Annotated in this window: 21 protein-coding genes; 18 read left to right on the top strand and 3 right to left on the bottom strand. The window is 52.6% G+C overall.

The window, feature by feature from the left end; all coding sequences use genetic code 11:
- Positions 1-24 precede the first annotated feature (24 nt).
- Together secD and secF are read left to right on the top strand one after the other, a co-directional pair.
- Complete coding sequence (gene secD / locus AB1N33_RS12415) at positions 25-1,869, top strand: protein translocase subunit SecD (RefSeq protein WP_411271873.1); 1,845 nt, start codon at positions 25-27, stop codon at positions 1,867-1,869.
- A 10-nt stretch (positions 1,870-1,879) separates the two neighbouring features.
- On the top strand, positions 1,880-2,821 hold the full coding sequence (secF, locus tag AB1N33_RS12410; protein ID WP_411271872.1) for a protein translocase subunit SecF: 942 nt from the start codon (positions 1,880-1,882) through the stop codon (positions 2,819-2,821).
- 57 nt (positions 2,822-2,878) lie between these two features.
- Here secF and suhB read toward each other — a convergent pair whose 3' ends face one another.
- Together suhB and AB1N33_RS12400 are read right to left on the bottom strand one after the other, a co-directional pair.
- Complete coding sequence (suhB, locus tag AB1N33_RS12405) at positions 2,879-3,655, bottom strand: inositol-1-monophosphatase (RefSeq protein ID WP_411271935.1); 777 nt, start codon at positions 3,653-3,655, stop codon at positions 2,879-2,881.
- Positions 3,656-3,778: 123 nt separating this feature from the next.
- Positions 3,779-4,771, bottom strand: coding sequence for a proline iminopeptidase-family hydrolase (locus AB1N33_RS12400; protein WP_411271871.1), 993 nt, complete (start codon positions 4,769-4,771; stop codon positions 3,779-3,781).
- Positions 4,772-5,033: 262 nt separating this feature from the next.
- Between AB1N33_RS12400 and trmJ the strand changes: the two genes are divergently transcribed.
- From trmJ to AB1N33_RS12385, 3 genes are all read left to right on the top strand, one after another.
- On the top strand, positions 5,034-5,765 hold the full coding sequence (trmJ, locus tag AB1N33_RS12395) for a tRNA (cytosine(32)/uridine(32)-2'-O)-methyltransferase TrmJ (RefSeq protein WP_411271934.1): 732 nt from the start codon (positions 5,034-5,036) through the stop codon (positions 5,763-5,765).
- 2 nt (positions 5,766-5,767) lie between these two features.
- Positions 5,768-6,586: a serine O-acetyltransferase gene (cysE, locus tag AB1N33_RS12390; RefSeq protein ID WP_411271870.1), complete on the top strand. Its 819-nt coding sequence runs from the start codon at positions 5,768-5,770 to the stop codon at positions 6,584-6,586.
- Positions 6,587-6,677: 91 nt separating this feature from the next.
- A complete protein-coding gene (locus AB1N33_RS12385; protein WP_411271869.1) occupies positions 6,678-7,814 on the top strand; it encodes a GGDEF domain-containing protein in 1,137 nt (378 codons plus the stop codon).
- 57 nt (positions 7,815-7,871) lie between these two features.
- Here AB1N33_RS12385 and AB1N33_RS12380 read toward each other — a convergent pair whose 3' ends face one another.
- Entirely contained in the window at positions 7,872-9,005 is a 1,134-nt protein-coding gene (locus AB1N33_RS12380; protein WP_411271868.1) for a DmpA family aminopeptidase, read from the bottom strand.
- A 185-nt stretch (positions 9,006-9,190) separates the two neighbouring features.
- Between AB1N33_RS12380 and iscR the strand changes: the two genes are divergently transcribed.
- The 13 genes from iscR (at position 9,191) to AB1N33_RS12315 (ending at position 21,398) form a co-directional block, all read left to right on the top strand.
- Positions 9,191-9,667, top strand: a complete 477-nt coding sequence (gene iscR, locus AB1N33_RS12375; protein ID WP_411271867.1) for a Fe-S cluster assembly transcriptional regulator IscR — start codon at positions 9,191-9,193, stop codon at positions 9,665-9,667.
- 6 nt (positions 9,668-9,673) lie between these two features.
- Positions 9,674-10,834: an IscS subfamily cysteine desulfurase gene (locus AB1N33_RS12370; protein WP_411271866.1), complete on the top strand. Its 1,161-nt coding sequence runs from the start codon at positions 9,674-9,676 to the stop codon at positions 10,832-10,834.
- Between the two features lie 286 nt (positions 10,835-11,120).
- Positions 11,121-12,557, top strand: a complete 1,437-nt coding sequence (gene sufB / locus AB1N33_RS12365) for a Fe-S cluster assembly protein SufB (protein ID WP_411271865.1) — start codon at positions 11,121-11,123, stop codon at positions 12,555-12,557.
- Positions 12,558-12,568: 11 nt separating this feature from the next.
- Positions 12,569-13,321: a Fe-S cluster assembly ATPase SufC gene (sufC, locus tag AB1N33_RS12360; RefSeq protein WP_411271933.1), complete on the top strand. Its 753-nt coding sequence runs from the start codon at positions 12,569-12,571 to the stop codon at positions 13,319-13,321.
- Complete coding sequence (sufD, locus tag AB1N33_RS12355) at positions 13,318-14,577, top strand: Fe-S cluster assembly protein SufD (protein ID WP_411271864.1); 1,260 nt, start codon at positions 13,318-13,320, stop codon at positions 14,575-14,577. Before sufC ends, sufD begins: the two co-directional genes overlap by 4 nt.
- Positions 14,574-15,791 carry an aminotransferase class V-fold PLP-dependent enzyme gene (locus AB1N33_RS12350; protein ID WP_411271863.1) on the top strand — a complete coding sequence of 406 codons (1,218 nt, stop codon included), beginning with the start codon at positions 14,574-14,576 and terminating at the stop codon, positions 15,789-15,791. The genes sufD and AB1N33_RS12350 overlap by 4 nt, the downstream gene beginning before the upstream one ends.
- 9 nt (positions 15,792-15,800) lie before the next feature.
- On the top strand, positions 15,801-16,157 hold the full coding sequence (locus tag AB1N33_RS12345; protein WP_411271862.1) for a HesB/IscA family protein: 357 nt from the start codon (positions 15,801-15,803) through the stop codon (positions 16,155-16,157).
- 12 nt (positions 16,158-16,169) lie between these two features.
- The gene (sufT, locus tag AB1N33_RS12340) at positions 16,170-16,703 is read left to right on the top strand and encodes a putative Fe-S cluster assembly protein SufT (protein WP_411271861.1); all 534 of its coding nucleotides are present in this window, start codon (positions 16,170-16,172) and stop codon (positions 16,701-16,703) included.
- 20 nt (positions 16,704-16,723) lie between these two features.
- Positions 16,724-17,134, top strand: coding sequence for a SufE family protein (locus AB1N33_RS12335; RefSeq protein ID WP_411271860.1), 411 nt, complete (start codon positions 16,724-16,726; stop codon positions 17,132-17,134).
- A 125-nt stretch (positions 17,135-17,259) separates the two neighbouring features.
- Entirely contained in the window at positions 17,260-17,691 is a 432-nt protein-coding gene (ndk, locus tag AB1N33_RS12330) for a nucleoside-diphosphate kinase (protein WP_411271859.1), read from the top strand.
- Between the two features lie 306 nt (positions 17,692-17,997).
- A complete protein-coding gene (rlmN, locus tag AB1N33_RS12325) occupies positions 17,998-19,116 on the top strand; it encodes a dual-specificity RNA methyltransferase RlmN (RefSeq protein WP_411271858.1) in 1,119 nt (372 codons plus the stop codon).
- A 27-nt stretch (positions 19,117-19,143) separates the two neighbouring features.
- On the top strand, positions 19,144-20,349 hold the full coding sequence (gene pilW / locus AB1N33_RS12320) for a type IV pilus biogenesis/stability protein PilW (RefSeq protein ID WP_411271857.1): 1,206 nt from the start codon (positions 19,144-19,146) through the stop codon (positions 20,347-20,349).
- A gap of 8 nt (positions 20,350-20,357) precedes the next feature.
- Positions 20,358-21,398: a RodZ domain-containing protein gene (locus AB1N33_RS12315; RefSeq protein WP_411271856.1), complete on the top strand. Its 1,041-nt coding sequence runs from the start codon at positions 20,358-20,360 to the stop codon at positions 21,396-21,398.
- Positions 21,399-21,401 lie beyond the last annotated feature (3 nt).

Raw genomic sequence — 21,401 nt, 5'->3', positions numbered from 1 at the left:
GGCGCCGGTAAAAAGGATTGTATTGTGTTAAATAAGAATTCTATCTGGAAAGTGCTGACGGTGATTTTCATCGTTGGCATGTGCGCGTTGTATGCGCTTCCCAATATTTATGGGGAAGACCACGCTATACAGATTTCTGCCGGGCGCGATGCGCAGGTCACCGAATCGATGGTGGCTGACGTTGAGCAGGCGCTGGCTGAAAAGAATATCACGCCAAAGCGCATCGAGTTTGCCAACGACCAGATCCTGGTGCGGGTCAATGATGCTGATGCACAGCTGATTGCGCGCGAGACATTGGAGCAGGCGCTGGCAGGTGATTACTACGTTGCCATGAACCTGGCACCGGATACCCCGGACTGGCTTGAAGAGCTGGGCGGCACGCCGATGAAACTGGGACTGGACCTGCGTGGTGGTGTGCACTTCCTGATGGAAGTGGACATGACCGAAGTCATGGAAAAGTCCCTGCAGGACGCGGAAAGCAGTTTCCGTACGTCATTACGTGAAGAGAATCTGCGCTATCGCACGGTCGATCAGCGCGAAAACTATGTCGATATCACGTTCCGTGATGAAGAGACCCTGGAAAGTGCAGAGTTTTTCCTGCGCAACCAGTTCCGTGACCTGACATTTAATCAGGTGGATGATCTGGTACTGCGTGCGGCTTTTGCCGAATCCAAGCTGCAGGAAATTCGTGATAATGCGGTTAAGCAGAACATCACGATTATCCGTAACCGGGTGAACCAGCTGGGTGTGGCTGAGCCGGTTGTTCAGAAACAGGGTGCTGACCGTATTGTGGTCCAGCTTCCGGGTATTCAGGACACCGCACGCGCGAAAGAAATTCTGAATGCGACGGCAACCCTGGAATTCCGTATGGTTGACCAGGCTAACGATATTCGTGATGCGCTCGATGGACGTGTGCCACCGGGCTCGATGGTTATTGAAGACCAGCAGGGTATCCCACAGTTGCTTGAAAAGCGCGTGATGCTGACCGGCAGTCACATTGTTGATGCCTCGGCGGGTGTGGATGAATATGGCCTGCCAAATGTCAATATTTCACTCGACTCCGAAGGCGGCAGCAAAATGTCGCGTGCCACGCGAGGCAACATCGGCAAGCCAATGGCCACGGTCTTTATCGAATACAACTCTACCGGCGAGCGTAATGCCAACGGTAAACTGATTTTCGAGAAAAGCCAGGAAGTCATTAATGTCGCGACCATTCGGGCTCAGTTAGGCAGCAAGTTCCAGATCACTGGCCTGGACTCGCCAAAAGAAGCCCGCGACCTTGCACTGCTACTGCGCGCGGGTGCGCTGATTGCGCCTATCCAGATTGTTGAGGAGCGGACTGTTGGTCCAAGCCTGGGTAAAGAAAACATCGAACTGGGTATGCAGGCCATCATTTATGGTCTGATTGCGGTGCTGGTGTTTATGCTGGTGTACTACAAAGCGTTTGGCTTTGTGGCAAACATCGCGCTGGCCACTAACCTCATTATGATCGTCGGCATCATGTCTATGATTCCGGGAGCAACACTGACGCTGCCTGGTATGGCAGGTATCGTTCTGACCGTGGGGATGGCCGTAGACGCCAATGTACTGATTTACGAGCGGATCCGTGAAGAGCTTCGTGACGGACGCAGTCCGCAACAGGCGATTCATCATGGCTACGACAGTGCATTTTCCACCATTCTTGATGCCAACATCACAACTTTCATCGCAGGCCTGATTCTGTTTGCAGTGGGAACGGGGCCAATTAAAGGCTTCTCTATCACGCTGATGATTGGTATAGCCACGTCAATGTTTACCGCCATTCTGGTTACCCGTGTGATCGTAAATGCGATTTGGGGTGGTAAACGTTTGAATAAACTGGCGATTTAAGGAGTAGCGCATGCAATTATTAAAGTTATCAGATGATATCAACTTCATGCGTCTGCGCATTCCTGCGCTGGTACTGTCGACGTTGCTGATTTTTGCGTCTATCGGTTCGCTGGTTATGAATTCGCTGAACTGGGGGCTGGACTTCACCGGCGGTACGCTGATTGAAGTGGGCTACGAGGATGCGGCTAACCTGGAGCAAATCCGTGCGCAGCTTAATGCAGCCGATTTTGAAGATGCGATTGTGCAGAACTTCGGCAGCAGTCAGGATGTGTTAATTCGTATTGCACCGCGTGATGGCGTAAAGGCCGCAACCATTGGTGAACAGGTGCTTTCCGCCCTGCGCAGTGACGGTACCGGTGTTGAGATGCGCCGTATTGAGTTTGTGGGCCCGAATGTGGGTGAAGAGCTCACTGAACAGGGTGGCCTGGCCATGCTGGTCGCGCTGATCTGTATTCTGGTTTATGTGGCGATGCGGTTTGAGTGGCGCTTTGCGCTGGGTTCGGTATCTGCACTGGTGCATGACGTGATCCTGACGCTGGGTCTGTTCTCGTTCCTGCAACTGGAATTTGACCTGACCGTTCTGGCGGCCGTGCTGGCGGTTATCGGTTATTCACTGAACGACACCATCGTTGTGTCTGACCGTATTCGCGAAAACTTCCGTAAAATCCGTAAGGGTGAACCGGTTGAGATTGTGAACACGTCACTGACACAGACACTGAACCGTACCATTATTACTTCACTGACCACCATTCTGGTGCTGGTTGCACTGTTCTACAAGGGCGGTGCGCTTATTCATGGCTTTGCTACGGCATTGCTGTTTGGTGTTGTGGTAGGAACCTATTCGTCTATCTACATTGCCAGCTCAGTGGCGCTGGCACTGGGTATCAGTAAAGAAGATCTGATGCCGCCACAGGTGGAAAAGGAAGGGGCAGATTTAGACCCCATGCCATAAAACCCTCAGGGATAAAAAAAGCCGCACATCTGTGCGGCTTTTTTGTTTTTATCCGGCTTACTTCAGGTGTTTAACCAGCCCCTGAACGACCTTGGCACTGCCCGCGACAATTTCGCCTTTAAACAGAGGGTCGTTACTGCCTTTAAAGTCGGTAACCAGGCCGCCTGCTTCACGTACCAGCAGTTCACCGGCGGCGATATCCCAGGCTTTGACACCGCGTTCCCAGTAACCATCGTGGCGACCGGCAGCAACATACGCCAGATCCAGTGCGGCCGAGCCGGCACGGCGGATATCACCACACTCGTGGAAAATTTTGTTGAGTGACAATGCGTAACTGCTGAATTGTGTTTTGTCTTTGAATGGCAGGCCGGTTGCCAGAATGGTTTGCGTCAGATCACGAGGCTTTGACGCCCGGATCCGATATCCATTGAGCTGTGCACCCTGACCACGCGTCGCAGTAAACAGTTCGCCACGGATAGGATCAAACACCAGGCCAAGCTCAAGGCGGCCTTTTACACGAAGTGCGATGGATACAGCGAAATGTGGAATTCCCTTAATGAAGTTGGTTGTGCCATCGAGCGGGTCGATGATCCACTGGAAGTCAGTGTCTTCACCGCCAACTTCGCCGCCTTCTTCACCAAGGAAGGTATGGGTGGGGTAAGATTGCTGGATCTTATGGATAATGGCTTTTTCAGCTTCCATATCGATTTGTGTGACAAAGTCGTTTGCGCCTTTGCTCGATGTTGTCAGATCGCCACGGTTTTCAAAACCACGAACAATGATTGTACCGGCCACGCGCGCAGCGCGCACCGCAATGTTTAGCATCGGATGCATCAGATAACCCCACCAATTGTAAAAGATCATGTTCCGGCACTGGCCGGAATTCAAAACGCGCGAAGTGTAGCAGAATTAACCTGCGATGCAATGGAAAAACACTGCGATACGTCGCAGCGTTGTCTACCTGTCATGTCGTGCCAGCCAGCCCCGTAACACCCCTTCTACGGCAACCGGCCGGTCTGAGTACAGTCCATGACTGGCACCAGGGATGACTGCCAGTTCGGCGCCCGGCGTCAGCGTGAGATAATTTTGTACGGTGTCAATGCGGGCCGAATCATACTGGCCAATCATAAACAGCGTGGTTCCGGGATTGATTTGCTTTAACAATGCAGTGGCGTCGTAGGTTTTAAGAATGCCGGTAGAGGAAAATTCACTGGGTCCCCACATGGAGGTATAGATAACCGGATTGAAGCCATTACCGCCCATGCGCTTATCATAGGCTTTGCGTGCTTCAGATTTTGCCGGGCGTTCATAGTGCTGAGAATACAGCGTGATATAGGCCTTTTCACAGACATCATCCGCAGGCGGAGTTTCGGATTCACACTGCATCAGCGTTTGCTGCACCGCTGCTGGCGCCTGCTTAACCAGAATGTTGGCATCCATGACCCATTGCGGTGCCGAGATGAACGTGCCGCCAAGTACCGTCGACACGACGCGGTCAGGGTAGCGGGCAGTGTATTCCAGCGCCAGTGCAGACCCCCAGCTATGCCCAACCACATGCCAGCGCTGTGCGCCTACCGCCTTGCGGATCGTTTCGAGCGACGCGACAAACCGTGCCACCCGCCAGTTTTTCGGATCGTTTGGCTGCTCCGATTTACCACTGTCGAGCTGATCGTACATGATCACGGTGCGCGCATTGGCAAGGGGCAGCATGCCGGCAAAGTAATTGTGTGTGCCGCCCGGCCCACCATGTATAAAAATCACAGGCGCTTTGTCGTTGTGCGCCAGGCCATTTAGCCGCACATATACTTTGCCGCCTTCAACCTCTACCATCATTTCTTTTTCTGGTTCGCCAAAGGGCGCCGTTGCGGCCTTAACGGTAGTGATAAGTGAACATATTGTCAGTAGTGAGAGTGCCCAGAACAACGTAATCCGGGGGAGAGCTTTATGCATTTGAATCATCGCTTTATTGATTAGAGGAAGAACACGGTTACGTTACCGGCAAGCAGCAGAGCCAATCAATCACATTTTTTATAATGGAGTGACTAATTCAGATGAAAAGGCAGGAGCAAACCTCCATGACCCGCCATGGATGGGGTCACGGCGTGCCCCTGCATCCTCTGTTTTATCTCTGTCCTTGTGCCAAAGATAGCCATCTATACTGCTATTGTGTTACACTTCGCGCCCTTTTTAAACGACAGATGCAGTGGAAACGATGCTTGAGAATATTCGCATAGTGCTGGTGAACACGTCACATACCGGCAATATTGGTTCGACGGCCCGGGCCATGAAAACCATGGGGCTGAGCAACCTGTATCTGGTGGATCCGGTCAGCGAACCTGATGGCAAGGCAAGCGCACTGGCTGCGGGGGCAGGAGATGTACTTGCCGGTGCCAAAATCGTTCCAACCTTAAAAGACGCGATTTCAGATTGCGGACTGGTAGTGGGTACCACCATGCGCACGCGTGACAGCGCCTGGTCTACACTGGAACCAAGAGAATGTGGCCATAAACTGGTTGAGGAAGTAACGCAATATCCGGTAGCGCTGGTATTCGGTCGTGAGAATAACGGCCTGAGCAACGAAGAGCTGGAACAGTGTCACTTTAATGTCGCGATCCCGACCAGTGAGGAGTACGGCAGCCTGAACCTGTCGCAGGCGGTGCAGATCTTTGCTTACGAAATTCGAATGGCGTACCTCGCTAAAACCGCCTATAAACCGTCGGAGCCCCGTGAGGCAGTGAACGAATACCCGCTTCATGAAGATCTTGAGCGTTTCTATGAACACCTTGAGAGAACGCTATGGACGACCGGGTTTATTGTGCCAAACCATCCCGGTCAGGTAATGAACAAGCTGCGCCGCCTGTTTAACCGGGCACGGCCAGAATCACTGGAGCTGAACATTCTGCGAGGGATCCTGGCTTCTGTCGAGAAATCAGCGAAGAGATAGCGATGTTTTCACGAATAAAAGAAGACATTAATGGCGTATTCCACCGTGATCCGGCGGCGCGGAATACTTTTGAGGTGCTGACAAACTACCCGGGGCTGCATGCCATCTGGCTGCACCGGATAAGTCACCGGCTCTGGAAACGCGGGTTTAAATGGCTGGCGCGCAGTTTATCCACCTTCAGCCGCTGGCTGACCGGTGTTGAAATTCATCCCGGTGCAACGCTCGGGCGCCGCTTTTTCATTGATCATGGTATGGGCGTGGTGATTGGTGAAACCGCGGTCGTTGGTGATGACGTAACGCTATATCACGGTGTCACGCTCGGTGGTACCAGCTGGAAAGCAGGAAAACGCCACCCAACGCTGGAAAATAACGTCGTGATTGGCGCAGGTGCCAAAGTGCTCGGTCCTATTACCATCGGTGAGGGGGCCAAAATCGGCTCTAATTCGGTGGTGGTAAAAGATGCTCCTGCAGGCGCCACGGTGGTAGGCATTCCCGGCCGGGTTGTGCTGGGGCAGAAAGCCGTGAGCGAGAACCAGGATAAACGTGCACACATTGCCAGAAAATATGGATTTGACGCCTATGCGGTGGCAGAAGATAACCCTGATCCGGTGGCAAACGCCATGGGCATTATGCTTGAGCATATGGCGCTGATGGACACCAAAGTGGAAGAAATGTGTAAGGTCATTCAGTCACTTGGCGGGAATGTCTGCAGCGAGAGCCTGCACAGCCTGTCAGCAGAAGACTTTGCCGATACCGGCATCGATCCGGTCGCACCGGCCGGCTCAAAAGAAGCGCAGGATGCGTTTGACCCACAAATCTAAATGAGAGTTAACGCGTTAGCGGGCTCTAGGATAATGAGTTGCTGCCCGCCTTAGCATATACTCTTTAAGTTGCGATGTTGCGGGAGCAAGCGTGGAAAACCTACATTTTGTTTCAGGATTTGTTGATGGTTTCTTTATCCTTTTATTGAGTTCCATCACCGCATCAGTCTTCGTCGTTCAGCATCTGGCTGCCAGTGATAGCCGTACCTCTTCCCTTCGTTACTTTCTGCTTTATTTTTTTACCAGTGTACTTGCCTGGCTGGCTGCCTGGGCAGTAGTCAGGCAGGTGATACCCACCAGTTTCGCCATATCGGTAATTTTATATTGTATTACGCTCGCCGCACTGGCCATTGCGATTCTCAATAACTGTTCCATTTTCCGGTTTAACCGGACAATCTGGAGTGTCTCGGCACTGTTCGTTGTGCTCGCATTTTTTGCAGATTCCATTGTCTCTCAGGTTCTTATCGAAGGGGCTGTCACGGTGGTGTTAATGCCTCTTGCCGTGTTCAGTATTTTTAAAAGGTGGCGAGCCACAAACAATATTGGAAGTTTGCTACTTTTTCTTGCGTGTTTATTGGGTTTGCTGAGCGGCATTTATCAGCTTTACTGGCTTTTTTTTCAAACCAGCGTCGCGCATGTTGTCCACACTACGTTTTTTATTCAGGCGGTGTCGTTCTCGCTCGTTGGAATGGGCCTGGTTACACAAATGCTGGTCGACGAGAAACAAAACATGACGGAAATGGCCTTCACCGATCCCTTAACCCGCTTGTTCAATCGTCGGGGAATGTCGAAAAAGGTAGAAAACTTTTTTTCAGGCAATGCCGGACCGAATACTACGCTACACCTTATGGCAATTGATATTGATTTCTTTAAGTCAATCAATGATACCTATGGGCACGAAGCCGGTGACGTGGTGCTGGAAAAATTTGCCGACCTGCTCGTGTCACTGGTCAGAAGCTCTGATGTATGCTGTCGCCTTGGAGGCGAGGAATTTGTCGTGTGTCTTGCCGATATAACCACAGAGGATGCCTTGCAACTGGCAGAGCGAATCAGGGAGCAAATAGCATTGTTCAATGTTCATCATGACGGAAATACACTGTCGTTTACGGCGAGCATTGGCCTGGCAGACAATACGGGTACAGACAGTTTAGCGTCATTAATCAATAAAGCAGATCAGGCGCTTTATACAGCAAAAAACAGTGGCCGCAACAAAGTCGTGCTGGCATAGAGACACGGTCACAGGCCGGTCTCCCGAGACGGCCGCATCTCTTTGATGATGCTGTAATTACTCCTCGTTTTTTCTGACATCAAGTAGTGTCTGTAACTCATCAATGGGTAGCGCCTTAACCGAACGGGTGTGACCATCAACATCTTCTGCCATCAGCAGGGCATTGTAGATTGCCTCTTCGGTGGCTTCCGCCACTGCCTGAAACAGTGGCGACATGTCACTGTTTTTCAGCACGCGGGTGTCCAGCGTTGGTGCGTTTGCATCACGCCGTACCTGCGGGTGATTGCTGAACGCAATCACGTAATCACCTGATCCGTTACTTACTGTCGCTCCGGTTCTGGCCAGTCCGACTATCGCGCGTTTTGCCAGTCGCTCCAGATTACGCGACGACAACGGGGCATCGGTTGCGACCACAATCATGATGGAGCCGTCAGCTGCAGGTCCGGTTACCTCATCTTTCAGATAGTACTGACCAAGCGCCTCGCCGATACGCACGCCATCTATGGTCAGCACGCCACCAAAGTTTGCCTGTACCAGTACGCCTACTGTCCAGCTGCCGAGTGAGTGCGGCAGAACGCGCGATGAGGTGCCGATGCCACCTTTCCACATAAACGCGACCGTGCCAGCTCCGGCCCCCACATTACCTTCGGCAACCGGACCGGACTGAGCAAGGGCAATAGCGTCTGTGACATGTTTAATGGTGACGCTGCGGGCCCGGATGTCATTAAGCCGGGCATCATTGGTTTCGCCGACCACCGCGTTAACCGAGACAATGTCTTCGTTACCAGGTTGTGCCAGTGTCCAGGTGACAACACCGGCGATCCCTTCTGCAACATTCAGTGTGTTGGTCAGGACAATAGGGGTTTCCAGTTCACCTAATTCTCTGACCTGACTGAGCCCTGCCAGCTTGCCATAACCATTGGCCACATAAATAGCGGCGGGAACTTTGTTTTTTCTGAGGTTACCGTCTGCAGGAATAATCGCCGTGACGCCGGTATGCAGCGATTTTCCCTCGTGCAGCGTCACCTGACCGACTTTTACGTTGCTGACATCGGTTATCGCATTGAGCGGGCCTGGTGGCAGGATCCCGGGCGTAATGCCGAGTTCGCGGGCGCGGACACGTGTCGTGTCATCCGCAACACAGAAAACAGAAAATACCAGGAGGGCAACGCACAGGCTGTATCGCATCATAGACGTACCGGACTATCTTCGGGCTTTTAGCCTACACTACCTGTATTGATGGGGTATTGCCACGTTGGCCTGTGCTACAGAGGCGCTGCAACGCCGGCTGAATACCTGACCAAACAATAGGGTTAAATACTTGACCAATTTAGTAGGTTATGGAAAAATTCCCCCACTTTTTAAAGGGGGCCACAATGAAACTCACCTCTAAAGGACGCTATGCGGTGACGGCGATGCTTGACGTAGCGCTGCACTCAACCCGTGGACCTGTGCCACTGGCCGATATTTCAGAGCGACAGGAAATTTCGCTGTCGTACCTTGAGCAACTGTTTTCCCGTTTAAGAAAAGAAAAACTGGTCGACAGCGTGCGTGGGCCGGGTGGCGGTTACCGTCTTGGCCGCGATGCCTGTGATATTGCGGTCGGCGAAGTTATCCGTGCTGTAGATGAGTCGGTGGATGCGACACGGTGTCAGGGCCAGTCAGACTGCCAGGGCGGAGAACGCTGTCTTACCCACAGCCTGTGGCAGGACCTGAGCGATCGTATCAGCCATTTCCTGGATGACATCACGTTGGGCGAACTGATGGCGAAACGCGATGTGAAAGAGGTGGCAGGGCGGCAGGATAAGTGCCAGACCCGAAACAGTGATATTGAAGTCAGTATTCAGTTGTAAATGACCATGCAAGCACCACAAAAGCCAATTTATCTGGATTACGCTGCGACGACGCCGGTTGACCCGCGTGTCGCCAGCGCCCTGACTGCCTGCCTGACCATGGACGGCAATTTCGGTAATCCTGCATCACGCAGTTACCGTTACGGCTGGATGGCAGAGGAAGCGGTAGATATTGCGCGCAATCAGGTGGCAGACCTGTTGCAGGCGGACCCGCGTGAGATTGTTTTCACCTCAGGGGCCACGGAAGCCAATAATCTGGCCATTAAAGGCGTGGCTGAAGGCTACGGCGCCAAAGGCAAACACATTATTACCGTGAATACCGAGCACAAAGCGGTACTCGACACCTGTGCAGCGCTTAGCCAGCGGGGCTATGAGATCACGTACCTCGCTGTTGACGAGAACGGACTGATAAACGTCGAGCAGGTGCGTGAGGCACTGCGCGATGACACCATTCTGGTGAGCGTCATGCATGTTAATAATGAGCTGGGCGTTATCCAGGACATTGAGGGCATCGGCGCACTGTGCCGCGAGCATGACGTACTTTTCCACGTTGATGCTGCGCAGAGTACCGGCAAACTGCCGATTGATTTATCGGTTTTGCCGGTCGACATGCTGTCGTTATCGGCACATAAGCTGTATGGACCAAAGGGCATCGGTGCACTGTATGTGCGCCGGCGACCGAAGATACACCTGGTTGCACAGATGCATGGCGGTGGTCATGAACGGGGCATGCGCTCCGGCACACTGCCGACCCATCAGATTGTGGGTCTGGGCGAAGCCTGTGCGATTGCCGAGCGTGAACAGGTGGCGGAAGCGGCGCGTCTCGAGGCGTTACGACGTCGTCTGTGGGAAGGCATCAGTACACTGCCGGGCGTGTTTCTCAACGGCCATCCGACACAGCGTGTGGCGGGCATTGCCAATATCAGTTTTGAGGGCGTGGATGGCGAAAGCCTGATGATGGGGCTGAATGACATTGCGGTGTCATCGGGTTCAGCCTGTACATCCGCAAGCCTGGAACCTTCGTATGTACTTAAGGCGATTGGCAGAAGTGATGCGCTGGCCCACGCGGGGTTAAGATTTAGCGTTGGCCGTTTTACCCAGTCATCCGACATTGACTATGTGATTGAAAAGGTCGCGAATGTGGTGACCCGTTTACGTCAGGCGTAGGGCATAAGGCGGTTACGGCCGGCTTTGCGTTGCAACGGCGACGGCTTTCGGGCATGATCCGCGCGCGCTGCGGACCCGTAAGCGGTACCCGTTATGACGTTTTCCCATGTACGCATTCAGCCGGCTAATTCTTGAGTGAATTAGTCAGGTATTATAAAATTAGGAAAGTTTCTTCGCTGATGGTGACCGGCCTCACAGAGTGCCTGCCGGTCATACTGACCGGGCAAGACCGTGATGGCCCGGCAGGTAGCATCAGCACATGCAGGCAAACAAGTGAGATCCCAACATGAGTGAACAGATCGATCAGGCGTTAGAAAGGAAGTACGAGGCCGGTTTTTATTCTGAAATCGAGTCGGAGACTTTTGAAGCAGGCCTGGACGAGTCCGTTATTCGACGTATTTCAGAAATGAAGGGCGAACCAGAGTGGATGCTTGAGTGGCGTCTTAAGGCCTATAACGCGTGGCTGAAAATGGAAGAGCCGGACTGGGCGCATGTCGATTATCCTAAAATCGATTACCAGGCCATTTCTTATTATTCCGCGCCAAAAAGCATGAAGGACAAACCGAAGTCGCTCGATGAGGTCGATCCTGAACTGCTGCGCACCTATGAAAAGCTGGGTATTCCTCTGCACGAACAGGAAATGCTGGCTGGGGTCGCAGTCGATGCGGTATTTGACTCTGTCTCGGTGGTCACCACCTTCCGCGAAAAGCTGGAAGAAGCCGGCGTGATATTCTGCCCCATCTCTGAGGCCGTGCACAAATACCCGGATCTGGTTAAGAAGTACATTGGCTCTGTTGTGCCGCGTACCGACAATTATTTTGCAGCGCTGAACAGCGCTGTGTTTACTGATGGTTCGTTTGTTTACATTCCAAAAGGCGTGCGCTGTCCAATGGAACTGTCTACCTACTTCCGCATCAATGAAATGAACACCGGGCAGTTCGAGCGTACTCTGATTGTCGCAGATGAAGGCAGTTACGTAAGCTACCTTGAAGGGTGTACTGCACCGCAGCGGGATGAAAACCAGCTGCACGCCGCCGTGGTCGAGCTGGTGGCCATGGATAACGCGAAAATCAAGTATTCAACGGTCCAGAACTGGTACCCCGGCGATGAAGATGGCAAGGGCGGGATCTACAACTTTGTGACCAAACGCGGTGTATGCCATACCAACGCGAAGATTTCCTGGACCCAGGTCGAAACAGGGTCTGCGGTAACCTGGAAGTACCCAAGTTGTGTGCTGAAAGGTGATAACAGCGTTGGTGAGTTCTACTCTGTGGCACTGACCCGTGGTCGTCAGCAGGCCGATACCGGTACTAAGATGATTCACCTGGGTAAAAACACCCGCTCAACCATTATTTCCAAAGGCATATCTGCCGGTAAGAGTAATAACGCGTACCGTGGTCTGGTACAAATGGGCCCGAAAGCCGATGGCGCACGCAACTTTACCGAATGTGATTCGCTTCTCATTGGCGATCAGTGCGGTGCGCATACGTTCCCGTATATTGAGAGCCGTAATCCGACGGCCATTGTGGAGCATGAGGCGACAACCTCAAAAGTCAGTGACGACCAGCTGTTCTTATGTCAGCAGCGCGGGCTCGATCCTGAAAAAGCAGTATCAATGATCGTAAATGGCTTCTGTAAGGAAGTGTTTAAAGAATTACCGATGGAGTTTGCGGTGGAAGCCGGCAAACTGCTCGAAATCAGTCTTGAAGGTTCAGTGGGGTAACAATGCTTAAGATTAAAAATTTACATGCCAGCGTGGAAGAAAAAGCCATCCTTAAAGGGCTGAACCTGGAAATTAATCCAGGTGAAGTTCACGCTATCATGGGCCCGAACGGCGCCGGCAAAAGTACCCTGGGCTATGTGCTGTCGGGTCGGGAAGGTTATGAAGTGACCGATGGCAGCGTAACGCTGGATGATAAAGATCTGCTGGAAATGGAAGTTGAGGAGCGTGCCGGTAACGGTCTGTTCCTGGCGTTTCAGTATCCCGTGGAAATTCCTGGCGTCAGCAACATGGAATTTATGAAAGAGTCTGTGAATGCCATTCGTGAACAGCGTGGTGAAGAGCCGCTGTCTGCGGCAGACTTCCTGAAGAAAGCCAAGGAAGCGTGCAAGCAGGTACAGCTTCCTCTTGATTTCCTCAAACGTGGTGTCAACGAAGGGTTTTCTGGCGGTGAGAAAAAGCGCAATGAAATCATGCAGATGATTCTGCTTGAGCCAAAGTTGTGCATTCTCGACGAGTCAGACTCTGGGCTGGACGTTGACGCCCTGCAGGTTGTGGCTGACGGTGTGAACAGTCAGCGTGACGGTGAGCGCAGTTTTATCGTGGTGACCCACTATCAGCGCCTGCTTGACTATATCAAGCCTGACTTTGTGCATATTCTGGCCAACGGCGAAATTGTGAAAAGCGGTGATGCGTCACTGGCGCTGCAGGTTGAAAAAGAAGGCTATGCCTTTTTGGGTAAGGCGTTCGAGGAGGCGGAAGCATGAGTCAATGGCTAGACAAGGTCATTGACGCGGCGACGTCGGTAAACGATTATCTCGCTCCGGTTCGTCAACAGGCCCTGATCCAGTTAAAAGCCGAGGGCTGGCCCGGCCGTAAACAGGAAACCTGGCGTTTCACGCCGCTGACAGCCATCGAAAACCGCGATATGTCAGAAGCGACTGGTGCTAAAAGCGAGAGCGCGCCAGCGATTGACGGTCTTAACGCGCTGGATATTGTGTTCGTCGACGGCAAACTGGTTACTGACCTGACGTCAATGACACTACCAGAAGGCGTACAGATTACTGCGCTTGATGCCGCCGATGCGACACAGCAGGACAACATCAAAGCGCTGTTTGCCAGCGTTAAGCCTCAGCGCCACCTGTTCGGGCTGGTTAATGATGTGCTGACCCGGGACGGCGTCTTTATTGACGTTGCTGACGGCACGAAGGTGACGACCCCAATCCGTATCGTTAATATCGCGGCAGGGCAGGCTGATGCGCATACGCGGGTGCTGGTGAACCTTGGCAACGGTGCAGACGCAACGATTATTGAGCACGGGACAGGAACAAGCGACAGCTTTACCACAGCCTTTGCGGAATATGCTATCGGCGAGACGGCGCGACTGGAGCATTATCGCTTTTCGATGTTTACCGGCAGTGCCAAGCAGGTTGGTGGCAGCCATTTCCGTCTGGACACCGAAGCGAAACTAAACAGCACGCTGGTAGGCTATGGCAGTGAACTGTCGCGCCTTGATGTGGATATTGTGCATGCCGGCGAGCATGCCAACGCGAAGATGAATGCGATTTATCTGCTGGCCGAGGGGGAACTGTTCGATCTGCACTCCACCATTGAGCATGCGGTGCCTAACGGGACAACCGAAGAAAATGCCCGAGGCATTATCGGTGAGCGTGCCCGCGCCGTGTTTAACGGCCGTATTCATATTCATCGTGATGCCCAGAAAACGCTGGCTGAGCTGAATAACCGTAACCTGTTGCTATCCCGTCGTTCAATGGTCAATACCAAGCCGGAACTGGAAATATATGCCGACGATGTGCAGTGTGCGCATGGCGCTACCGTGGCTGAGATTGACGAAGCGTCGCTGTACTACCTGTTGTCGCGTGGTATCAGCCGTTCCAGAGCGCTGGTGATGCTGAATTTCGGCTTTATTCAGGAGCTGGTTAACGCGATGCCAAACGAGGCGCTGCGCGACTGGTTGCTGCCGCTGCTGAGTGAGCGGTTTGTCAGCATGGAGGTCAAATGAGCCTGGACGTAGCCGCGCTGCGCGAACAGTTTCCGATCCTGAAGCGTACCGTTGACGGTAAACCACTGGTCTATCTGGATAACGCTGCAACAACGCAAAAGCCCCAGGTGGTCATTGATGCACTGGTCGATTTTTATACCCAGTGTAATGCGAATGTTCACCGTGGTGCCCACACGTTGTCGGATGAAGCCACACGTCGTTATGAACAGGCGCGTGACAGCGTTGCCGCATTTGTTGGTGCCACGCATCGCGAAGAAGTCATCTGGACCAGTGGTACAACCGAGGCAATAAACCTGGTTGCCAATGGTCTGGGGCAACTGCTTAAGCCAGGTGATGAGGTACTGGTGACCGAGCTTGAGCACCATGCCAACCTAATCACGTGGCAGCAGGCGTGCCGGCGATCCGGAGCCACACTGAATATTGCGCCGGTGTTTGATTCCGGTGAACTGGACGTAGCGGCCTTTGATGCGCTGCTGACTGACAGCACAAAAATGGTCGCGATGCCGCATGTCTCCAACGCGCTGGGAACGGTCAATCCTGTTCGCGAGCTGACCGCAAAGGCGAAGGCCCGTGGTGCGCTGGTTCTGATCGATGGCGCCCAGGGAATTGCCCATGGTGGCGTCAATGTGCAGGACATCGGCTGTGACTTCTATGCTTTTTCCGGACACAAGTTATTCGGCCCAACCGGTATCGGCGTGCTGTGGGGACGTAAGTCCGTGCTTGAAGACTGGCCGGTCTGGCAGGTTGGCGGCGAAATGATCGCTGATGTGACTTACCATGAAGCAACCTGGGGCGCGTTGCCCAATCGTCTGGAAGCCGGCACACCGAACATTGCCGGAGCCATTGGCCTTGGGGCCGCAGTTAACTGGTTCAGTGCGCTGGACATACCGGCCATACAGGCGCATGAACAGAAGTTGCTGTCCTACGCTATGACACTGGGACGTGAGTTTGACGGGTTGCGCCTGATTGGTACGGCGCCTGAGAAAGTGGGCGTTATGAGTTTTCTGCTTGAGGGGACACACCCCGCCGATGTCGGCTTTATCCTCGACAAACAGGGCGTGGCAATTCGTACCGGCGATAACTGCGCACAGCCCCTGATGAAGCGTCTTGGGATCCCCGGAACGGCCCGCGCCTCGTTCTCGGTGTATAATACGCTCGAAGAGATCGACGTGCTGTTTTCTGCGCTGAAGAAAGCGAAAATGATGTTGGCCTGAGGAGGCATTATGAGTGTAGAAACCTTTGTTCCCAGTACACAAATTATCAGCCTGAGTGACAGTGCAATTCGTCATTTTGAAGGTAAACTGAAAAACCATCCTGATAAGGTCATTCGTTTGTCTACAAAAGTCAGTGGCTGTACCGGTTATGCGTACGTGCTGGACTTTGCTGATGCGCCTGAGCAGGGTGACGAGATTATCAGTGTGACGCCAGCTCTCACGGTGGCAGTTGCTGCAGATGCGGTGGAGCTGGTGCGCAACACAGAGATTGATTACGTCCAGGAGGGCGTGAACGGTGTCATCAAGTACTACAACCCGAATGTAGTGGATGAGTGCGGCTGTGGCGAAAGCTTTAACGTCGGCTGATACGGAAGACTGATGAAACAAAAGATGGTTGTCACAGAGCGTGACTGTAAGGCACGTCTGGTACCGGCCGGAAACCCTGTGACCATTCCGGAAGGTGAGTTTGTTAATATCACCCAGGATTTAGGCGGCAATTTTACGGTCACCTGGCGTGGCAATATGTACCGTATTGATGGTACAGATGCCGGCGCGATAGGGCGCAAGCCACTTGAGCTGACATTTACGCCTCCCGAGGACGGTACAATCAGCGAACAGCAGGTTTGGGATGCGCTGGAGACGGTGTATGACCCGGAGATACCGATTAACCTGGTATCATTAGGGCTGATTTACCGTGTCAGCATCGATCAGGACAGCAACACCGTGTCTATTGACATGACGCTGACGGCGCCGGGCTGCGGCATGGGACCTGTACTGGTGGGCGATGTGGAGTATCGTATAGGTATGGTACCGTTTGTCGAACACGTCAATGTGGAACTGGTCTTTGACCCGCCCTGGTCCAGGGACATGATGAGTGAAGAAGCCCAGCTTGAAGCCGGCTTATTTTTTTAACGCGACTGACAGGACGAACAATGGCTCTGCCCGCTACCGAAGAGATTATCGACGATTTGGCGTTTTTTGATGACTGGGAACAACGCTACCAGTACATCATCGATCTGGGTAAACACTTACCGGGGCTGCCTGAAGAGGCGCGCACACCTGACAGGCTGGTGAAGGGGTGTCAGAGCAACGTCTGGTTGCTTCCTCATCAGCAAGACGGCGTCTTCCGTTTTGAGGTCGACAGTGATGCCGTGATTGTACAGGGGCTGCTTGCCCTGGTAATGGCGGCTTATAACAATAAGTCGGCAAACGAGATCCTGGCTTTTGATATCGATGGTTACTTCAGCGAACTTGATCTCGAACGTCACATTACCCCTACCCGTGGAAATGGCCTTCGCGCCATTGTCGGCAAAATTCGCGAACTGGCTGCCAGCGCGGCCTGATTATCCCGCGTCAGTCCAGGGCTGGCGCGCTCTTCACAAAGAACAGGAATCGTCGCTGGTCAAGCCGGTGATTATTGCCTATAATTCGCGACCAAATTTTAAACCCTTTAATGGAGACTGAAAAAATGGCGCTAGAGCGTACTTTTTCTATTATCAAGCCTGACGCGGTTGCCAAGAATGTAATTGGCGCCATCTACAACCGCTTTGAAACTGCTGGTCTGCGCATCGTTGCATCAAAAATGCTGCACATGAGCAAAGAACAGGCTGAAGGTTTCTACGCTGAGCACAAAGAGCGTCCTTTCTTTGGTGCACTGGTTGACTTCATGACATCTGGCCCTGTGATGGTGCAGGTACTGGAAGGTGAAAATGCGGTTGTGAAAAACCGTGAAATCATGGGCGCAACGAATCCTGCTGACGCCGCGGCGGGAACTCTGCGTTCTGATTATGCAGAGTCAATCGACGAAAACGCGGTTCACGGCTCTGATGCGCCTGAGTCAGCGGCACGTGAAATTGCGTACTTCTTCTCTGAAGAAGAAATCTGCCCGCGTACCCGTTAATCGTTACTGGCAGGCTGCCTGCGCAGCAAGCAATATTCGAAAACCCGGCACTGGCTGGGTTTTTTATTATCCGCTGCAGTATTTTCGTCATGACAGCGGATGTGGTACACTTCGCGCCCAATTTTTACACAGTCTGTTTCTCAATGTCGCTGCTGTTGCGGTTCAACCCGGCAGAGTGAGAAAACATGGCATACCGTGCATTTCATGCAACACTATATCCAGGGAAGCGGTTTAGTCTTGTGCCGTCGGAGACGGTAACGGCATGGGTAAATTCATTTTCGTTCAGTCAGGCAGGTCATCCTTATTATGGCAAAAACAAATCTGTTAAATCTCAATCGCGAAGGGCTTCGCAGTTTCTTCAAAGAGATCGGTGAAAAACCTTTCCGGGCCGATCAGGTGATGAAGTGGATTTACCATCATGGCGTGTCAGACTTCGAGCAGATGACCAACCTCAACAAACAACTGCGTGCGAATTTGATTGAACACTGCGAAATCAAAGCGCCCGAGATTGCGTATTTTCAGGAAGCGAGCGACGGCACAATTAAGTTTGCGCTGGCACTGGAAGGTGGTCAGGAAGTAGAAACGGTATGGATCCCGGATGGTGATCGCGCCACCCTGTGTGTTTCCTCTCAGGTTGGTTGTGCGCTGGAGTGTACATTCTGCTCTACTGCCCAGCAGGGCTTTAACCGCAACCTCACTGTCAGCGAAATCATTGGCCAGGTCTGGCGCGTAGCTACCCACCTGGGGCTGTCCAATGACTCCGGCAAGCGACCCATTACTAACGTGGTTATGATGGGAATGGGCGAGCCGTTGCTTAACCTGAAGCACGTGGTGCCGGCAATGGAAATCATGCTGGATGATTACGGCTTTGGCCTGTCGAAGCGCCGGGTAACCCTGAGTACGTCAGGGGTAGTCCCAGCCCTGGACAAACTGGGTGACGAGATTGATGTGGCGCTGGCGATTTCACTGCATGCGCCTACCGATGAACTGCGTAACGAGATTGTGCCTATCAATAAAAAGTACAATATCGAAACGTTTCTGGCCGCCGTACGTCGCTATCTCGATAAATCACGCGCTAATCAGGGCAAAGTGACGGTAGAATACGTTATGTTGTCACACATTAATGACAGCACCGAACAGGCGCATCAACTGGCGAAAGTGCTGAAAGATACGCCGTCAAAAATTAACCTCATCCCGTTTAACCCCTATCCGGGCTCGCCATATACCTGTTCGAGCAATTCCCGTATCGACCGCTTTGCCAAGGTACTGATGGAGTATGGGTTTACTGTGGTGGTTCGCAAAACCCGTGGCGATGATATTGACGCCGCCTGTGGGCAATTAGTGGGTGATGTTGTCGACAGAACAAAAAGAATGTTGAAAAAACAGATGAAGGGCGAGGCAATATCGGTAAAAATGGCTCAGTAATCAATAAGAAGACAGGAGCAAGGTGCAATGCGAATTACCACACTGGCACTGGTGGCATTGCTTGGCGGCTGTGTGAGTCAGCCACAGACAGGCACGTTCAAGGAAGAGTTTGATAAAGAGAACGCGGCGAAAACCCGTGTTTCTTTAGGGCTCACGTATTTAAAGAACGGAAATTACTCGCAGGCAAAAGCAAACCTGGACCGTGCCCTGGAATATGCCCCGCGTTCGGCTGACGTACATTATTCACTGGCGTATTATTATCAGCTGGTGGGTGAGAATGAGCGTGCTGACGAATCCTACAACACCGCGATTAAGCTGGCGCCCCGCAATGCGGATATTGCCAACAGCTACGGCGCATTTTTATGCCAGACCGGCAATTACAACGCTGCGCTGAATTATTTTCAGAAGGCGATCAATAATAAGCTCTACGCCAATTCGGCAGAAACCTACGAAAACATGGCCTTGTGTGCGCAGCAGGAAGGACGCAACGACGTCGCGATTGGTTACCTGCAGGATGCGCTCAATCATCAGCCTGCACGCGCCAAAAGTCTGATCCTGCTGGCCGAGCTCTATGCCAAGGAAAACCAGTGGGAAAACGCTAACGCGACACTGAAAAAATTTGAACGGGTGGGGCAGGTTACACCGGATTATTTGTGGCTGGCGGTGAGTATTGCCGAAGCGCAGGGTGATATTATGACTGCGAAGGAATACGGCGAGATGCTGATGGCCGTTTACCCGACTCATCCGTTATCGGCGCAATACCGACAGAAAGCCCGTAGCTGGCCACAGGTGTCTGTCAGCCGAAAAACGAAAAACACAGCTGAGCCAGCTGCTGCGCTGGTGGTAAGCGAGGATCCGGTTGTGCAGCAGCCGGTTGCCGAGGTCTCAGCGCCGCGGGCTCAGCAGGAAGACACCAGCGAGGCCGCTGCGCCTGAACCCGAGTCTCCGCCAGTTGTAGTAACATCACAACCTGACGAGCCTGTGTCGCCAGAAAGTGACACCGTCACGGCCGATGTTGCAGAAACAGTGCCGGATGACGGCAGTGAAGGCGATGATGAAAACGCGGTCCCGCGTTTTCATATAGTAAAAGCCAGTGAAAACCTTTATCGTATCTCGTTAAAATACAACATTAAGATGGCTACACTGCAGGAGTGGAATGATATCAAAGATAATGGCGCGATTTTTGCCGGTAAAAAGCTTTGGTTAGTTCCACCCGAAATGCAGGAGAATTAGGAAGTCGGATGGTGTCAGACGAGAATATAAATAACATTGAGGACACGCAGGATTCACCTGATGCAGAGCGCGTAGCCAGCCCCGGTAAATTGTTACGGGAAGGGCGCGAAAAACAGGGCTTATCGCAGCAACAGGTGGCTGAAAAGCTGTTTTTGAAAGTCAGCCAGATTGATGATCTGGAAAATGACCGAATTGATGATAAAACATCCATTACGTTTACCCGTGGCTACATCAGAAACTACGCAAAGCAACTTGGGCTTAGTCAGGATGTGGTGATTGCCGAGTTCGATAAACTCCACACGGCTCCCAAGCAGCCTGCAAGACTACAAAGCTTCTCTAAACGTGTTGCCAAGCAAACCCATGATGATCGCTGGATGATGGTCACCTATGTGATCCTGCTTATGCTGATTGCTGGCGTAGTGGTCTGGTGGTATCAGCAAAGTAATAATCAGGCCCTGCCTGGCACAACCAGTGAACTGACAGAAACGCAGGATGTATCGTCCGGTGAGTTTTCTGATGACACCCAAAGTGCGCCGCCGGTGACGGCAGAGGCAAGCGATGCGGTGGATGCGACTGCTGAGTCGCAGATGCAGCAGCCATCAACTGATTCAGTGCCGGATAGTTCGGAAGGTGACGACGCAGTGGATGATGCAGCAACGTTGTCAGAAGATACCTCAGAACCGGAAAACGGCGGGGTGTTTACCAGTACCGCATCTGTGGATGTGCCAGCGACAACGACTGACTCGCAGACCGAGTCTCTTCAGACCGAGTCTCTTCAGACCGCCGAATCTGTTCAGACGGAACCTATCGCAATGGTATTTACATTCAGCGACGATTGCTGGGTGAATATTGAAGACGGCACCGGCGAAGCCATCGCATATGGCATCAAACAGGCGGGCAGGGTAATGGAAATCAGTGGTATTCCACCGGTTGAAGTTACGCTCGGTGCACCGGATAATGTCGCTATTACAGTGAACGGTGAGGCCGTTGATATGTCGGTATACCAGACTGGCCGCACCGCAAGGTTCTCGCTTCCTATTCAGGATTAATTG

This window comes from Alteromonas nitratireducens (assembly GCF_040812025.1).
Lineage (GTDB): Bacteria > Pseudomonadota > Gammaproteobacteria > Enterobacterales > Alteromonadaceae > Alteromonas > Alteromonas nitratireducens.
The sequence above is the reverse complement of the archived record's forward strand: the minus strand, read 5'-3'. Positions and strand labels throughout refer to the sequence as shown.

Coding starts and splice junctions, on each gene's coding strand:
- secF (WP_411271872.1), top strand. CDS start 1,880: ATGCAATTATTAAAGTTATCAGATGATATCAACTTCATGCGTCTGCGC.
- suhB (WP_411271935.1), bottom strand. CDS start 3,655: ATGCATCCGATGCTAAACATTGCGGTGCGCGCTGCGCGCGTGGCCGGT.
- AB1N33_RS12400 (WP_411271871.1), bottom strand. CDS start 4,771: ATGCATAAAGCTCTCCCCCGGATTACGTTGTTCTGGGCACTCTCACTA.
- trmJ (WP_411271934.1), top strand. CDS start 5,034: ATGCTTGAGAATATTCGCATAGTGCTGGTGAACACGTCACATACCGGC.
- cysE (WP_411271870.1), top strand. CDS start 5,768: ATGTTTTCACGAATAAAAGAAGACATTAATGGCGTATTCCACCGTGAT.
- AB1N33_RS12380 (WP_411271868.1), bottom strand. CDS start 9,005: ATGATGCGATACAGCCTGTGCGTTGCCCTCCTGGTATTTTCTGTTTTC.
- iscR (WP_411271867.1), top strand. CDS start 9,191: ATGAAACTCACCTCTAAAGGACGCTATGCGGTGACGGCGATGCTTGAC.
- AB1N33_RS12370 (WP_411271866.1), top strand. CDS start 9,674: ATGCAAGCACCACAAAAGCCAATTTATCTGGATTACGCTGCGACGACG.
- sufB (WP_411271865.1), top strand. CDS start 11,121: ATGAGTGAACAGATCGATCAGGCGTTAGAAAGGAAGTACGAGGCCGGT.
- sufD (WP_411271864.1), top strand. CDS start 13,318: ATGAGTCAATGGCTAGACAAGGTCATTGACGCGGCGACGTCGGTAAAC.
- AB1N33_RS12350 (WP_411271863.1), top strand. CDS start 14,574: ATGAGCCTGGACGTAGCCGCGCTGCGCGAACAGTTTCCGATCCTGAAG.
- AB1N33_RS12345 (WP_411271862.1), top strand. CDS start 15,801: ATGAGTGTAGAAACCTTTGTTCCCAGTACACAAATTATCAGCCTGAGT.
- sufT (WP_411271861.1), top strand. CDS start 16,170: ATGAAACAAAAGATGGTTGTCACAGAGCGTGACTGTAAGGCACGTCTG.
- AB1N33_RS12335 (WP_411271860.1), top strand. CDS start 16,724: ATGGCTCTGCCCGCTACCGAAGAGATTATCGACGATTTGGCGTTTTTT.
- ndk (WP_411271859.1), top strand. CDS start 17,260: ATGGCGCTAGAGCGTACTTTTTCTATTATCAAGCCTGACGCGGTTGCC.
- rlmN (WP_411271858.1), top strand. CDS start 17,998: ATGGCAAAAACAAATCTGTTAAATCTCAATCGCGAAGGGCTTCGCAGT.
- pilW (WP_411271857.1), top strand. CDS start 19,144: ATGCGAATTACCACACTGGCACTGGTGGCATTGCTTGGCGGCTGTGTG.
- AB1N33_RS12315 (WP_411271856.1), top strand. CDS start 20,358: ATGGTGTCAGACGAGAATATAAATAACATTGAGGACACGCAGGATTCA.